This window comes from Streptomyces sp. MB09-01, assembly GCF_033794505.1.
In the GTDB taxonomy this organism is placed as follows: Bacteria; Actinomycetota; Actinomycetes; order Streptomycetales; family Streptomycetaceae; genus Streptomyces.
In genome coordinates, this window is sequence record NZ_JARAYQ010000001.1 from 50,891 (window position 1) to 66,874 (window position 15,984).

The 15,984-nt window shown below is 70.4% G+C and carries 12 protein-coding genes; 11 read left to right on the forward strand and 1 reads right to left on the reverse strand.

The window, feature by feature from the left end:
- Window positions 1–40: 40 nt before the first annotated feature.
- A complete protein-coding gene (locus PV721_RS00225; protein WP_319720671.1) occupies window positions 41–985 on the reverse strand; it encodes a hypothetical protein in 945 nt (314 codons plus the stop codon).
- Between the two features lie 139 nt (window positions 986–1,124).
- Here PV721_RS00225 and PV721_RS00230 point away from each other — a divergent pair, with 139 nt between their 5' ends.
- The 11 genes from PV721_RS00230 (at window position 1,125) to PV721_RS00280 (ending at window position 15,913) form a co-directional block, all read left to right on the forward strand.
- Entirely contained in the window at window positions 1,125–3,746 is a 2,622-nt protein-coding gene (locus tag PV721_RS00230) for a valine--tRNA ligase (RefSeq protein ID WP_319720672.1), read from the forward strand.
- Window positions 3,747–3,984: 238 nt separating this feature from the next.
- Window positions 3,985–5,136 carry a sensor histidine kinase gene (locus PV721_RS00235; protein WP_319720673.1) on the forward strand — a complete coding sequence of 384 codons (1,152 nt, stop codon included), beginning with the start codon at window positions 3,985–3,987 and terminating at the stop codon, window positions 5,134–5,136.
- Window positions 5,137–5,336: 200 nt separating this feature from the next.
- A complete protein-coding gene (gene folC, locus PV721_RS00240; RefSeq protein WP_416370990.1) occupies window positions 5,337–6,875 on the forward strand; it encodes a bifunctional tetrahydrofolate synthase/dihydrofolate synthase in 1,539 nt (512 codons plus the stop codon).
- 3 nt (window positions 6,876–6,878) lie between these two features.
- The gene (locus PV721_RS00245; RefSeq protein ID WP_319720675.1) at window positions 6,879–7,301 is read left to right on the forward strand and encodes a DUF4233 domain-containing protein; all 423 of its coding nucleotides are present in this window, start codon (window positions 6,879–6,881) and stop codon (window positions 7,299–7,301) included.
- A gap of 97 nt (window positions 7,302–7,398) precedes the next feature.
- Complete coding sequence (ndk, locus tag PV721_RS00250) at window positions 7,399–7,809, forward strand: nucleoside-diphosphate kinase (protein WP_030710854.1); 411 nt, start codon at window positions 7,399–7,401, stop codon at window positions 7,807–7,809.
- Window positions 7,810–8,115: 306 nt separating this feature from the next.
- Complete coding sequence (locus tag PV721_RS00255; RefSeq protein WP_008738981.1) at window positions 8,116–9,135, forward strand: rod shape-determining protein; 1,020 nt, start codon at window positions 8,116–8,118, stop codon at window positions 9,133–9,135.
- Between the two features lie 133 nt (window positions 9,136–9,268).
- The gene (mreC, locus tag PV721_RS00260) at window positions 9,269–10,216 is read left to right on the forward strand and encodes a rod shape-determining protein MreC (protein WP_319720676.1); all 948 of its coding nucleotides are present in this window, start codon (window positions 9,269–9,271) and stop codon (window positions 10,214–10,216) included.
- A gap of 13 nt (window positions 10,217–10,229) precedes the next feature.
- Entirely contained in the window at window positions 10,230–10,937 is a 708-nt protein-coding gene (mreD, locus tag PV721_RS00265) for a rod shape-determining protein MreD (protein WP_319720677.1), read from the forward strand.
- 13 nt (window positions 10,938–10,950) lie between these two features.
- Window positions 10,951–13,131 (forward strand): penicillin-binding protein 2, encoded by a 2,181-nt coding sequence (gene mrdA, locus PV721_RS00270; RefSeq protein WP_319720678.1) that lies wholly within the window; start codon window positions 10,951–10,953, stop codon window positions 13,129–13,131.
- Between the two features lie 12 nt (window positions 13,132–13,143).
- On the forward strand, window positions 13,144–14,343 hold the full coding sequence (gene rodA, locus PV721_RS00275; protein WP_319720679.1) for a rod shape-determining protein RodA: 1,200 nt from the start codon (window positions 13,144–13,146) through the stop codon (window positions 14,341–14,343).
- 49 nt (window positions 14,344–14,392) lie between these two features.
- Window positions 14,393–15,913, forward strand: coding sequence for a CYTH and CHAD domain-containing protein (locus PV721_RS00280; RefSeq protein ID WP_319720680.1), 1,521 nt, complete (start codon window positions 14,393–14,395; stop codon window positions 15,911–15,913).
- Window positions 15,914–15,984 lie beyond the last annotated feature (71 nt).

Sequence of the window (15,984 nt, forward strand, 5' to 3'; positions counted from 1 at the left end):
TATGGCCCAAGGGCCCAGCGCGTGCTGGGCCCTTGCCGTATCAGGCCTTGGTGCGGCTGGTGTTGTACAGCTTCGCAGTCAGCGCGGCCACCTCGTCAAGAGTGCCGCTGCTCCCGCCGAGCACGGCTGCGGCCGGATCGACGGCGTTGATGCCGACCAGCGTCGAGTGGTCGCTCCAGGCGCAGGAGGGGACCTCGACGTCCTTGGGCCCCGTGCTGGCGCCCGGCTTGGTACTGATCATCTTGATGTTGGCGCACTTCATCACGGCGCCCTTGAAACCGGCCGGGGTGAACTCCTTGGGGGAGCCGACCAGTTCGTACTTGAAGCCGAACTTCTCGGTCTCATTGTTGTTGTGGCCGATGCCGGCGTAGTAGCCGTCGATGGCCTTCTCCGGGTCCGAGATATCGCCCCACAGACCGTTGGCTGCGAGCTGCTTGCCCTTGCCGTCCTTGCCGATCTGGTACTTGACGGTCGCATTGTGCGGGTTCTTCACGCCGAGTGCCTCGGCCCTGGCCTTCCCCTCACCGGTGACGGGGGCGTCCGCAGAGGGAGCGCCGGAGGCGTCCGGAGCCTTCTGGTAGCTGTCGACCGAGGCGGGGTAGGCCAGCTTGTAGCCCTTGGTGTCGGCCGCGATGGCGCTGCCCGCGCCGTCGCCCTGCGTGAAGTACCAGCCGGCGCCCGCGACGACCGCGACCGCCACGACCACGCCGATGATCACGCCGGCCTTGGACTTCTTCGGCGGCTGGCCGCCGTACGGGGCCTGCTGCGGGTAGCCGTACGCCGGCGTCGGCTGCTGCTGCGGGTAGCCCTGCGGCGGGACGCCCGGCTGCTGCGGGTAGCCGTAACCGGGCTGGGGGGCGGGCTGGCCGTACGGACCCGGCGGCGGGGGCTGCTGCCCGTACGGACCGGGCTGCTGGGGCTGCTGCCCGTACGGTCCCGGCTGCTGAGGCTGCTGCCCGTAGGGCCCTGGCTGGTTGTAGCTCATCCCGCGTCCCCCAATGAGGTTGCTTCTCTGTCTGCTTATCCGTTCCACACATCCTGGCGGAAGCCGGTGGCGCCCGGGGCGGCGGGCCCCCTCATTACCGGTTTCATGACTGGACTGTTACGGCCCTAAACTGTGCTCCGTGACCGAGAACACGCAGACACCCAGCAGCCCCAACTCCGAACTGCCGACCCAGTACGCGCCGGCCGAGGTAGAGGGGAAGCTCTACGAGCGCTGGGTAGAGCGTGGGTACTTCGAGGCCGACGCGAAGAGCGAGAAGCCGGCGTACACCATCGTCATCCCGCCGCCGAACGTCACGGGCTCGCTCCACCTGGGCCACGCCTTCGAGCACACGCTGATCGACGCGCTGACCCGCCGCAAGCGCATGCAGGGCTTCGAGACGCTGTGGCAGCCCGGCATGGACCACGCCGGCATCGCCACCCAGAACGTCGTCGAGCGCGAGCTCGCCAAGGAGGGCAAGTCCCGCCACGACCTGGGCCGCGAGGCGTTCGTCGAGCGCGTCTGGCAGTGGAAGGGCGAGTCCGGCGGGCAGATCTCCGGCCAGATGCGCCGCCTCGGTGACGGTGTCGACTGGTCGCGCGAGCGCTTCACGATGGACGAGGGCCTCTCCGAGGCCGTCCAGACCATCTTCAAGAAGCTCTACGACGACGAGCTGATCTACCGCGCCGAGCGCATCATCAACTGGTGCCCGCGGTGCCTCACCGCGATCTCCGACATCGAGGTCGAGTACCAGGACGACGAGGGCGAGCTCGTCTCGATCCGCTACGGCGAGGGCGACGCGTCCATCGTCGTCGCGACCACCCGCGCCGAGACGATGCTCGGCGACACCGCCGTCGCCGTCCACCCGGAGGACGAGCGCTACAAGCACCTCGTCGGCACCGAGATCGAGCTGCCGCTGACCGGCCGCCGCATCCCGGTCGTCGCGGACGAGCACGTCGACCCGGAGTTCGGCACCGGCGCCGTCAAGGTGACCCCGGCGCACGACCCGAACGACTTCGAGATCGGCCAGCGCCACAACCTGCCGAACCTCGCCGTCATGGACGAGCACGCCATCATCACGGCGCACGGCCCCTTCCAGGGACTGGACCGCCTGGAGGCCCGCTCCGCCATCGTCGCCGCGCTGCGCGCCGAGGGCCGGATCGTCGCCGAGAAGCGTCCGTACACCCACTCCGTCGGCCACTGCTCGCGCTGCAAGACCACCATCGAGCCGCGCCTGTCCATGCAGTGGTGGGTCAAGGTCGGTCCGCTCGCCAAGGCCGCCGGTGACGCGGTCCGCGACGGCAAGGTCAAGATCCACCCGCAGGAGATGGAGAAGCGGTACTTCGACTGGGTCGACAACCTCCACGACTGGTGCATCTCGCGCCAGCTGTGGTGGGGCCACCGCATCCCCGTCTGGTACGGCCCGAACGGCGAGGTCGTCTGCGTCGGACCGGACGAGCAGCCGCCGACGGGCGAGGGCTGGCACCAGGACACCGACGTCCTCGACACCTGGTTCTCCTCCGGCCTGTGGCCCTTCTCCACCCTCGGCTGGCCGCAGCAGACCGAGAGCCTCGCGAAGTTCTACCCGAACTCCGTCCTGGTCACCGGCTACGACATCCTCTTCTTCTGGGTCGCCCGGATGATGATGTTCGGCCTGTACGCGATGGACGGCGTCCCGCCGTTCCACACCATCGCCCTGCACGGCATGGTCCGCGACCAGTTCGGCAAGAAGATGTCGAAGTCCTTCGGCAACGCGGTCAACCCGCTGGACTGGATGGACACCTACGGCTCCGACGCGGTCCGCTTCACGCTGGCCCGCGGCGCGAACCCGGGCGTCGACGTCCCGATCGGCGAGGACTGGGTCCAGGCCTCCCGGAACTTCGCCAACAAGATCTGGAACGCCACCCGCTTCGCGCTGATGAACGGCGCCACCATCGAGGGCGAGCTGCCGGCCCCCGAGCAGATGTCGGCGACCGACCGCTGGATCCTGTCGCAGCTCAACAAGACCGTGGCCGAGGTCGACGCCTTCTACGAGGACTACCAGTTCTCGAAGCTGTCGGACTCCCTGTACCACTTCGCGTGGGACGAGGTCTTCAGCTGGTACGTCGAGCTGTCGAAGACGACGTTCTTCGCGGGCGGCGAGCAGGCCCAGGTCTCCGGCCGGGTCCTCGGCGAGGTCCTCGACGTCATGCTGCGGCTGCTGCACCCGGTGGTCCCGTTCGTCACCGAGACGCTGTGGACCACCCTCACCGGCCGTGAGTCCCTGGTGATCGCCGACTGGCCGAACGACAGCGGCTTCCGCGACGAGGCGGCCGAGGCCGAGATCGAACTCGTCAAGGCCGTCGTCACCGAGGTCCGCCGGTTCCGCAAGGAGCAGGGCCTGCAGGACGGCCAGAAGGTCCCGGCCCGCCTGGACCTGACCGGTACGGCGCTGGCCGCCCACGAGGGCGCCATCCGCCAGCTGCTGCGCCTGCAGCCCGAGGGCGATGACTTCAGCGCCACCGCGACCCTGCCGGTCGCCGGCGCCACGGTCGCGCTCGACCTGTCGGGCACGATCGACGTGGCCGCCGAGCGCAAGCGCCTCTCCAAGGACCTCGCGGCCGCGGAGAAGGAGAAGCAGCAGGCCGAGGCGAAGCTCGGGAACGAGGCGTTCATCGCCAAGGCCCCCGACAACGTCGTGGACAAGATCAAGGGCCGGCTCGCCAAGGCCGAGGCGGACATCGCGCGGCTCCAGGCCCAGCTGGACGCGCTGCCCGCCGCCTAGCGGTCCGTAGGCGAAGGCAAGAAGGCGAAGGCCCCCGCACCGTCGGTCGGTGCGGGGGCCTTCGCCTCATGCGTTCCCCGTGCGGGGGACGGTCTCACAGGAGGCGGGTGCCGAACTCCGCCAGGTGCTGCGCGACGAGGGATGCCGGGACCTCCAGCCTGTCCGAAGTGCCCTAAATCACTCAGTCTTCGGTCCCGGCTGATCCGATCCGATCCGCCGACCCCGGAAGATGGAGGGCATGCGCGTCCAGCCCGTCGTCCCGGCGTACCACCGGTGGGTGGCCTCCGGCCGCCGGCTCGCCGAGGGCTGGGCCGGGTCGCCGCGCGCACTGGACGTGCTCACGGGGCTGAGCTGCCTCGGCCTGATGGCCCTCGACCTGCCGGGACTCGCCGCCGCCGACAACTCGCTGAGCGGGCCCGCGGCCGCCGTCGTGCTCGCCGTGGGGTGCGCGAGCCTGCTGGTGCGCCGCCGTACGCCCTGGATCTCGTACCTGGCCGCGCTGCTGTTCATCGGGTGGCTGCACGAGCTGACCCTGATCCAGTTCGCGCTGTACTCGGTGGGCCGCTACCGGGGCCGCCGGGCCGCGGTCCTGGCCACGATCGGGTACGTCGGCTTCGCGCTGCTCCTGTTCTGCGGCGTGCCGGGCTGGGCGGCGGACAAGGCCGGGACGCTCAGCGGCCTCCTCGGCCTGTTCGTGCCCATCGGGGTGCTCGCCTCGGCGGTGGGCATCGCCGCCTACCGGCACGACCTGGTGGGGGAGCTCACCGCCCGGCGGGCCGAGTCCGCCGTGCTGCAGGCCGTACAGCAGGAGCGCACCTCCGTCGCCCGCGACGTCCACGACTTCGTCGGGCGGGAACTGACCCTGCTGACGGTGCGCTCCGAAGTGCTGTCCGTGCGGGCGCGCGAGACGGCGCACGCGAAGGACTTCGAGGAGCTGGCCGACACCGCGCGCCGGGCCCACCTGGTGCTCAACGAGATCATCGTGCAGCGCGGGGAGCGGGCCTCGACCCCGGGCGTGGACGGGCTGTCCGCGCTGGCCGAGGAGAGCGGGCGGGCGGGGTCGCCGGTGCGGCTCGCCATGGACCGGGAGGTGCACGGGCTGTCTCCGCTGCGGCAGGCGGCGGTCTACCGGGTGGTGCAGGAGTGCCTGACCAACGCCGCCAAGCACGCGCACGGAGAAACCATCGACGTGTCGATCGCGACGGACGGCCCGCAGCTGCGGATCGCCGTCAGCAACGCGCTGCCGGCCCGGACCCCGGGCCGGGCCCCCGTCTCGGCGGGCTCCGGCACGGCGAGCATGTCCGAGCGCGTGCGCAGCCTGGGCGGGACCCTGACGGCGAGGCGCACGCGGGACGCGTACGAGGTCGTGGCCACGCTACCGCGCGGCTGAGGGCGCCCGGCTCCGCCAGTGCCTAGGTTTTCGCCGGGACCAGCAGGCCGCCCAGGGGTCTTGTTGGTGCTGGCCTGCGGCATTTGTTCCCCTATCTGCTGCTCGCCAGGCTTGCATAACGATCCGGTCGCTCTTGCCGCCGAAGGTTCCCGAACGGCCGGGCCGAAAGTCCTGCGGGTCCCCGTCCGTAGACTGGCCCTGTGAGTGAGCAGCAGCCCGAGAGCCACGACCGCGACGACAACGACGACCTCGCCGGTACCTTCGACGAGTTCGACCAGATCGTGGCGGAAGAGTCCGACCGCGACCCCGACCTGGCGGTGATCGAGGCCGGCAGCCGCACCCTGCGCGCCCAGGCCGGACCGCCCCAGGGCGACCCGGTACCCGCGCCGCCCGTCGACCCGGAGGTCGCGAAGGCACTGCTGGAGGTGGAGCAGGAGCTTTCCGACCGCTGGGGCGAGACCAAGCTGGAGCCGTCGGTGTCGCGGATCGCGGCGCTGATGGACGTGCTGGGCGAGCCGCAGCGCGCGTACCCCTCCATCCACGTCACCGGCACCAACGGCAAGACGAGCACGGCCCGCATGATCGAGTGCCTGCTGAACGCCTTCGAGCTGCGCACCGGGCGCTACACCAGCCCGCACGTGCAGTCGATCACCGAGCGGATCAGCCTCGACGGGGCGCCGATCAGCGCCGAGCGGTTCGTCGAGACGTACCAGGACATCAAGCCGTACGTGGAGATGGTCGACGCCGCCGAGGAGTTCCGGCTGTCGTTCTTCGAGGTGCTCACCGGAATGGCCTATGCGGCCTTCGCGGACGCGCCCGTGGACGTGGCCGTGGTCGAGGTGGGCATGGGCGGCAGCTGGGACGCCACCAACGTCATCGACGCCTCGGTCGCGGTGGTCACCCCGATCAGCCTGGACCACACCGACCGGCTCGGCTCCACGCCCGGCGAGATCGCCGTGGAGAAGGGCGGCGTCATCAAGCAGGACGCGACCGTGATCCTGGCGCAGCAGCCGGTGGACGCGGCGCAGGTGCTGCTGAAGAAGGCCGTGGAGGTCGACGCCACGGTGGCCCGCGAGGGCATGGAGTTCGGCGTGGTCTCGCGCGAGGTCGCGGTCGGCGGCCAGCAGCTGACGCTGCGCGGTGTGGGCGGGGAGTACGACGGCATCTTCCTGCCGCTGTACGGCGCCCACATGGCGCACAACGCGGCGGTGGCGCTGGCGGCGGTCGAGGCCTTCTTCGGGATCGGCCAGGAGCGCGCGCGGGTGCTGGACCTGGAGACCGTGCAGCGGGCCTTCGCCTCGGTGACCTCGCCGGGCCGCATGGAGGTCGTGCGGCGCAGTCCGACGGTGGTCCTGGACGCGGCGCACAACCCGGCGGGCGCCGCGGCCACGGCGGAGGCGGTGACCGAGTCGTTCGGCTTCAGCCGGCTGATCGGGGTCGTGGCGGCGAGCGAGGGCAAGGACGTCCGCGGGGTGCTGGAGGCCTTCGAGCCGATCTTCGCGGAAGTGGTGGTCACGGAGAACTCCAGCCACCGGTCGATGGGCGCGGACGAGCTGGCCGCCGTCGCGGTCGAGGTCTTCGGCGTGGACCGGGTGCAGGTGGAGCCGCGGCTGGACGACGCCCTGGAGGCGGCGATCACCCTGGCGGAGGAAGAGGCCGAGTACGGAGGGGCCGGGGTCCTGGTGACCGGTTCCGTGATCACGGTGGGCGAGGCCCGCCTGCTGCTGAAGAGGGGCTGAGGGATGCGCACGCTGTGTGCGAGCACGCTGATCGGCGAGTTCTTCGTGATCGGCTTCGCGGGGCTGGTGGCGATGAAGGACCCCGACCTGACCCAGGCCGCGGTCTGGACGGTGTGCGGGGTCACGATGCTGCTCTCGGTGCTGCTGTGCGGGATGCTGTCGCGTCCCGGGGCGGTCCCGCTGGGCTGGGCCCTGCAGATCGGCCTGATCGCGAGCGGGTTCGTCGTCCCGACGATGTTCTTCCTCGGCGCGGTGTTCGCCGGCCTGTGGTGGTGCTCGGTGCACTACGGCCGGAAGATCGACACGATCAAGGAGCGCTGGGCGGCCGCACAGGAGGCGTCCACGGCGTCCACGGCGTCCACGGCGTCCACGGCGTCCACCGCGTCCACGGCGTCCACCGCGTCCACGGCGCCCGACACCGCGTGACGGGTCCCCTCCGGGCCCGGCCGGCGACCGGCCGGACGGCCCCTGATGGCCCTGTAGATTCGTCCCACCGCACCCGTTTGCCGCAAGGAGCCGAAACATGACCCAGCGCACCCTCGTCCTGCTCAAGCCCGACGCCGTCCGTCGCGGTCTGGTCGGCGAGATCATCGGCCGCATCGAGCGGAAGGCCGGCTGGACCATTCCCGCACTGGAGCTGCGCACGCTGGACCAGGAGACCCTGGAGACGCACTACGGCGAGCACAAGGGCAAGCCGTTCTACGAGCCCCTCATGGGCTTCATGGCGAGCGGTCCCGTGGTCGCCCTGGTCGTCGAAGGGGAACGCGTCATCGAGGGTGTCCGCCAGCTGGCCGGACCCACCGACCCGATCGCCGCGGCGCCCGGCTCCATCCGGGGCGACTTCGGCACCGTCACCCGGGAGAACCTGATCCACGCCTCGGACTCGGAGGAGTCCGCGGAGCGCGAGCTGAAGCTGTTCTTCCCGGCTCTCTGACTCTTTCGGAGCACTCTTTCCTGACGAGACATCAGCCAAATAGCGCTCATGACCTGGGGCGACCGAAGTAATTTCGGTCGCCCCTCGGTATTTCCCGGCGTGAGCGGGAACGCCTGGGCAGGACACGTCGTCACCACTAAGGGGGCGGGTATCCATTCCGGCGGGATTGCCGGAGTCCCGTCGCGCGGTGTCCGCACCTCCGGCACTACGATGGGGCCTCCACCCACACACCCACCTCGCCGACCTGACAGCAGCCGCTATCAACTGGAAGGCCAGACGCTCCTCATGGGGAACAAGGGGAACAACATGTCGTTCATCGGCCGTGACATGGCGATCGACCTCGGGACCGCCAACACGCTGGTGTACGTGAGGGGCCGGGGGATCGTCCTGAACGAGCCGTCCGTGGTCGCCATCAACACGAACACCGGCGGCATTCTGGCGGTCGGCTCGGAGGCGAAGAAGATGATCGGGCGCACGCCCGGCAACATCGTCGCCGTACGACCCCTCAAGGACGGCGTCATCGCCGACTTCGAGATCACCGAGCGTATGCTCCGGTACTTCATCCTCAAGATCCACAAGCGACGGTACCTGGCACGTCCGCGCGTCGTGGTCTGTGTCCCCTCCGGCATCACCGGAGTGGAGCGACGCGCCGTCATCGAGGCGTCCACGCAGGCCGGCGCCCGCCAGGTGCACATCATCGAGGAGCCCATGGCCGCCGCCATCGGCTCGGGCCTGCCCGTCCACGAGGCCACCGGCAACATGGTCGTGGACATCGGCGGCGGCACCACCGAGGTCGCCGTCATCTCCCTCGGCGGAATCGTCACGGCACAGTCCATCCGGGTGGCCGGCGACGAGCTCGACAACGCCATCATCCAGCACATCAAGAAGGAGTACTCGCTCCTCCTCGGTGAGCGCACGGCCGAGCAGATCAAGATCACCATCGGTTCGGCGTACGACCTCGACAAGGACGAGCACACCGAGATCCGTGGGCGCGACCTGGTCTCCGGCCTGCCCAAGACGGTCGTCATCTCGGCCGCCGAGGTGCGCAAGGCCATCGAGGAGCCGGTCAACGCCATCGTCGACGCGGTCAAGACCACGCTCGACAAGTGTCCGCCGGAGCTCTCCGGCGACATCATGGACCGCGGCATCGTCCTGACCGGCGGCGGCGCCCTGCTGCGCGGCCTCGACGAGCGGCTGCGCCGGGAGACCGGCATGCCGATCCACATCGCCGAGGACCCGCTCGACTCCGTGGCGCTCGGTTCCGGCAAGTGCGTCGAGGAGTTCGAGGCGCTCCAGCAGGTCCTGGACGCCCAGCCCCGTCGCTGACAGACACCCCTCCCTGCCGGAGGGGCTATGCGGAACACAAGGATCCGCCGTACGGGTGCTACCGGGCCCGTGCGGCGGATCGTTGATATACAGGCAAAAGAGAATTCCGACGAGGAAGGCACGGCCGCCGCACGTGAGGGACACACGAGAAAGCCGGCTGCTCCTGGTGCTTCTGATCGCCATCGCGTTCGCGTTGATCACGGTGGACATCAGGGCAGGCGAGGAGTCGCCGGTCGACGGTGCCCGGCAGGCCGCGGCAGCGGTCTTCGGGCCGGTCGAGAAGGGTGTGGCGACCGCTGTCGATCCGGTTGCCAACGCCATAGGGGCGGTACGGGACTCGGGCGAGCGGCACAACCGCGTCGCCGTGCTGGAGCGCGAGAACGCGGCCCTGAAGGCCAAGCTCGGCAGCGACGAGCAGACCCGCAGCCGCATCCACGAGCTCGACGAGATGCTCAAGCGGGCGGGCGCCGGGCAGTACGGCATCAAGGGCGCCGAGGTCATCGCGATAGGAGCGGCCCAGGGCTTCTCCTGGACCGTCACCATCGACGCCGGCAGCAAGGACGGCATCGAACGCGACATGACCGTCCTCAACGGGGACGGGCTCGTGGGCCGGGTTAGCACCGTCGGCCCCGACACCGCCACCGTCGTCCTCGCCAACGACCCCGACTTCACCGTCGGCACCCGGCTGGAGAAGACCGGCGAACTCGGCTTCGCCACCGGCCAGGGCGACCGCCCGATGTCCGTCCAGATGCTCAACGGCAAGGCCAAGATCAACCCCGGCGACCGGCTCGTCACCTTCGGCTCGCGCGGCAACAAGCCCTTCGTGCCCGGCGTGCCGATCGGCGAGGTGGTCAAGGTCGACCCCTCGCGCGGCGACCTGACCCGCACCGTCTGGGTCAACCCGGCCGTCGCCTTCTCGCGCCTGGACATCGTCGGCGTCGTCGTCATGCCGCCGCGCGAGGACCCCCGTGACGCCGTGCTGCCGCCCAAGCCCGAGGCCCCCAAGCCCACCCCGACGGTCACCGTCACGGTGACCCCGTCCGGGTCCGCCAGCGTGCCCGGCAAGCCGGCCGACGAGTAGGAGCAGACCGCCCATGCGCTTCAACCGGATCCTGCTCTCGGCCACGCTCGTCGTGGTCGCCCTCGTCGTCCAGGTCACCGTCCTGGGCCGGCTCCAACTGCCCGGCGCGGTACCCGACCTGCTGCTCCTCACCGTCGTCGCCCTCGCACTCGTGTACGGGCACGTCAGCGGAGCCCTGATCGGCTTCGCCGCCGGTCTCCTCGCCGACCTGGCCCCGCCCGCCGACCACGCCGCCGGGCGGTACGCGCTCGTGCTGTGCGTCATCGGATACCTCTGCGGGCTGGTCCGCCCCGACGGCGGGCGCTTCCGCTCCGCCTGGGGCCCGATGCTCACCGTCGTCGCCGCCGCGATCGGCTCCACCCTCCTCTACGCGGGCGTGGGCGCCCTCGTCGGCGACACCGCCGCACGCCACGTGGGCCTGACCGGGCTGCTGTTCACCGCGACCCTCTACGACCTGCTGCTCGCGCCGTTCACGGTGCCGTTCATCATGGCCCTGGCCCGGCGCGCCGAGAACGACCCGATGGCCGTCGACGCCGGCGGCGGCCCCGCCAACAAGGCCGCCGACGTCTCCGCCGGCTGGCTGGCCGGCGGTACGGGCCTGCGCATCGGCAGCCAGCGCGGCGGCCTGCGGCTGAAGACCGCGCGCTCCCGCGCCAACAAGGCCGTCCGCATAAAGGGCGTCAAGGCAGTCAAGGGTGTGAAGAGCGTCAAGAAGCTGTGAGGGAGGAGCGGGCATGACGAACGTTCCGGAGACCGGCCGCACCTCCCGGGTGCAGATCAGGCTCGTCATCATGCAGGTGCTCATCGTCTCGATGCTGGTCACCCTCGGCGGCCGGCTCTGGTTTCTGCAGATCCGCAACGGCGCGGAGTACTACCACGAGGCCAAGAGCAACCACGTCCAGCGGGTGGTCCAGCCCGCCGTGCGCGGTTCGATCCTCGACGCCCGCGGGGTCCCCCTCGCCGACAACGAGACCCGGCTGGTCGTCTCCGCCAGCCGGACCGCGCTGATGAAGATGAAGGACCGGGGCAAGGGCGTCATGACCCGCCTCGCCGACGTCCTGGACATGACCCCCAAGGAGGTCATGGAGAAGGTCCGCCTCTGCGACTCCCAGACCCCTGCGCCCTGCTGGAACGGTTCCCCGTACCAGCCGATCCCGGTGACCCTCGAAGCCACCACGCAGCAGGCGCTCCAGTTGCGCGAGCGCCCCGAGGAATTCCCCGGCATCACCGCGGAGCCCACCGCCGTCCGCCGCTACCCGGCCCCCGGCGGGGCCCGCACCTCCCAGGTGCTCGGCTACCTCTCGCCGGTCACCGACGACGAGATCCAGAAGGCCAAGGACACCGACTCGCCGCACCTGAGGTCCGATCAGGTCGGCCGCTCCGGAATCGAACGCACCTATGACCGCCAGCTGCGCGGCAAGGCGGAGGTCACCTCGTACGAGGTCGACAACCTCGGCCGGGTCATGGGCCAGACCAAGTCCGATCCCGGCGTCGCCGGGTCCACCCTCATCACCAGCATCGACGCCCGGGTCCAGGCCGTGGCCGAGTACGAGCTCCAGCAGGCGATGAAGGTCGTCCGGCACGAGACCGACAACATCACCGGCCGCAAGTACGAGGCCGACTCGGGCGCCGTCGTCGTCATGGAGGCCAAGACCGGCCGCGTCGTCGCGATGGCCTCCCAGCCCGACTACGACCCCAACGCCTGGGTCGGCGGCATCTCCGGCAAGGACTACGCCAGGCTCACCAGCAAGAACTCCAACTACCCGCTGCTCAACCGGGCCATCCAGGGCCAGGCCCCCGCGGGCTCCATCTTCAAGGTGGTCTCCGCGAGCGCGGCCGTGCGGGCCGGCTACGACTTCAACGACAAGTACAACTGCAGCAGCTCCTACAGCCTCGGCGGCCGGAGCTTCGCGAACTTCGAGTCCAAGGGGCACGGCCCCATCACCCTCGGCGACGCGCTCAAGTTCTCCTGCAACACTGTCTTCTACGCCCTCGGCCACAAGGAGTGGCAGCGCGACGGCGGCCTCAAGCCCAAGAAGGACGCCCACGACTGGTTCTACCGGACCGCCCGCGAATTCGGCCTCGGCTCCGAGACCCACATCGACCTGCCGAACGAGGTCACCGGCCGGATCCCCGACCGGCAGTGGAAGCAGAGCTTCTGGGCGGCCAACAAGAACTCCTGGTGCAAGCAGGGCAAGCGGGGCGGCACCTACGTCGAGCAGATCGCCTACGAGAGCTGCCTCGAAGGCAACCAGCTGAAGGCCTACGACAGCATCAACTTCGCCATCGGCCAGGGAGACGTCCTCGTCACGCCCATCCAGATGGCCACCGCGTACTCCGCCATCAGCAACGGGGGCACCCTCTACAACCCCACGGTCGGCAAGGCCCTGATCAGCCCTGACGGCAAGCGCATCGAGATGATCAAGCCGCAGTCCCACGGCAGGCTGCCGGTCGACGCCAAGACCATCGCCAACCTCGACAAGGGCCTGCGCTCGGTCGCCGAGCCGGGCGGCACCGCCGCCTGGCGGTTCATCGGCTGGCCGATGGACAAGATCCCGATGCACGCCAAGACCGGCACCGCCCAGGTGTACGGCAAGCAGACCACGTCCTGGCTGGCGACCTACACCAAGGACTTCACGATCGTCATGACGATCTCCCAGGGCGGCACCGGCTCCGGAGCCTCCGGCCCCGCCGTCCGCAACCTCTACAACGCCATCTACGGTCTCGACATGGCCGGCAAGCAGGACGTGAAGAAGGCCCTGCTGCTGCAGCCCGAGGCGAAGCTGCCCAAGATCCGCCCCGACGGTTCCATCGACTCCCCGGAGATCCGGCCGTACGTGCCGCCGTCCCCGGAGGAACTGGAACCGCCCGCCCTCGCCGGGCCGCCCGCCCCGCCCCCCGCACGGCACGACTGAGGACCGAAAGACATGCAGACCGCCAACAAGTTCTCCGTCTCCCGGTACGCGCCCGAGCGCGGGGGGATGGCCAGGCTCACCGCCCGCGACTCCGTGGTGCGCCGGCTCGACTGGCCGATACTCCTGTCCGCGCTCGCCCTGTCCTTCATGGGCGCCCTGCTGGTGTGGTCGGCGACCCGCAACAGGACCCAGCTGAACCAGGGGGACCCGTACTACTTCCTGGCCCGGCACGCCCTGAACACCGGCATCGGCCTCGTCCTGATGATCGGCACCGTCTGGCTCGGCCACCGCACCCTGCGCGGTGCGGTGCCGGTCCTCTACGGGCTCTCGCTGGTGCTCATCCTGGCCGTGCTCACCCCGCTCGGCGCCACCATCAACGGCGCCCACGCGTGGATCGTGATCGGCGGCGGATTCTCCCTCCAGCCCTCCGAGTTCGTGAAGATCACGATCATCCTGGTCATGGCGATGCTGCTGGCCACCCGGGTGGACGCGGGCGACCTCACCCACCCGGACCACCGCACGGTCGTCAAGGCGCTCTGCCTGGCCGCCGCCCCGATGGGCATCGTCATGCTGATGCCCGACCTCGGGTCCGTCATGGTCATGATCGTCATCGTGCTCGGCGTGCTGCTGGCCTCGGGCGCCTCCAACCGCTGGGTGCTCGGACTCCTCGGCACCGGCGCGGGCGGCGCCGTCCTGATCTGGCAGCTCGGCGTCCTCGACGAGTACCAGATCAACCGCTTCGCGGCCTTCGCCAACCCCGAGCTGGACCCCGCCGGCGTCGGCTACAACACCAACCAGGCGCGCATCGCGATCGGCTCCGGCGGTCTCACCGGCTCGGGGCTGTTCAAGGGCTCGCAGACGACCGGCCAGTTCGTGCCGGAGCAGCAGACCGACTTCGTCTTCACCGTGGCGGGGGAGGAGCTGGGCTTCCTCGGGGCCGGGCTGATCCTGTTCCTGCTGGCCGTCATCCTGTGGCGGGCCTGCATGATCGCCCGGGAGACCACCGAGCTGTACGGGACGATCGTCTGCGCCGGGATCATTGCCTGGTTCGCCTTCCAGTCCTTCGAGAACATCGGGATGACCCTCGGGATCATGCCGGTGGCCGGGCTGCCGCTGCCGTTCGTCTCCTACGGAGGCTCGTCGATGTTCGCGGTGTGGGTGGCGATCGGACTGCTGCAGTCGATCAAGGTTCAACGGCCATTGTCAGCCTGATCTCCTGTTCACCCTGCCGTCGTGATCCGTTCAGGACTAAGTTCGGTCTATGGCGGACACCAAGCGCGAAATCGAGCGTAAATTCGAGTTCTCCAAGGCCAAATCTGCCCGGCGCGGGGTGCCGGACCTGACGGGCACGGCCGCCATCGCGGCCGTCTCCGACCAGGGCACCGTCGACCTCGACGCCGTGTACTACGACACCCCCGACCAACGCCTCGCCGCAGACGGTCTCACCCTGCGGCGCAGAACGGGCGGCGCCGACGCTGGCTGGCACCTCAAACTGCCCGTCTCCCCGGGAGTGCGCGACGAGGTGACGGCCGCACTCAGTGACACCGTCCCGCCCTCCCTCGCCGCCCTCGTCCGCTCCCGGGTGCGCGGCGCCGGACTCCAGCCGCAGGTCAGGCTGGTCTCCTCACGCCGCGTCAGTCACCTGCTCGACGCCGGCGGAGCCCTGCTCGCGGAACTGAGCACCGACGAGGTCCTGGCCGAGCGCGGCCAGGCCAGCGCCTCCTGGACCGAGGTCGAGGTGGAACTCGCCGACGGAGTGGACCCCGAACTGCTCGACGCCGTCGAGAAGACCTTCCGCAAGGGCGGGCTCCGGGTCTCCGACGCCCCCTCGAAGCTCGCCCGGGCGCTCGAGGAGACCGACGCCGTGCCCCCGGCCCGGCCCGAGGGCGGCGGACCCGAGGGCACGGCGGGCGCGTACGTCCTGGCGTACCTGCGGGAACAGCGCGACGCCCTGATCGCCCAGGACCCGGCCGTGCGGCGGAGCCTGCCGGACTCCGTCCACCAGATGCGGGTCGCCACGCGCCGCCTGCGCAGCGCCTTCAAGACGTACCGCAAGGTGCTCGACCGGGCGGCCACCGACCCGATCGGCGAGGAGCTGCGCTGGCTGGCCGCCGAACTCGGCGTCGACCGCGACCAGGAGGTCCTGCTGGAGCGGATCCAGACCAGCCTCGGCGAGCTGCCGCGCACCCTGGTGATCGGCCCGGTCCGCAGCCGGCTGCGGGTGTGGAACACCACCCGGCGCTCCGCGTCGCGGCGCCGCGTCCTGGCCGTCCTCGACAGCGAGCGGTACGTCTCCCTCCTGGACTCCCTCGACGCCCTGCTGGAGGCGCCGCCGCTGCTCAAGGGCGCCGACAAGGAGCCGCGGGCGGTCCTGCCGAAGGCGGTGCTCCGTGACTACGCGCGCCTCGCCGTCCGGGTCGAGGGCGCGCTCTCCCTCGCGGAGGGAGGGGAGCGGGACGTGGCCCTGCACGAAGCCCGCAAGGCGGCCAAGCGCCTCCGGTACGCGGCGGAGTCGGCCGAGCCGGGCCTGGGCAAGCCGGCGAAACGCCTGACCAAGGCGGGGAAGAAGGTCCAGAGCCTGCTGGGCGACCACCAGGACAGCGTGGTGGCCCGCGAGGCCCTGCGCGGCCTCGCGGTCCAGGCGGCGGGCGCGGGCGAGTCCGCGTTCACCTGGGGCGTCCTCTACGCCCGCGAGGAGGCCCTGGCCGAGCGGCGCGAACGGGAACTTCCGGGCATCTGGACGAAGGCCTCGGACCCCGCGCTGCGGACGGCGTTGGGATGATCATGTGGGCGGGGGCGGCTGGGGGCCGAGGTACGCTTGAGAGCTGCCCCCTGCCCGCTTCACGAAAGTCG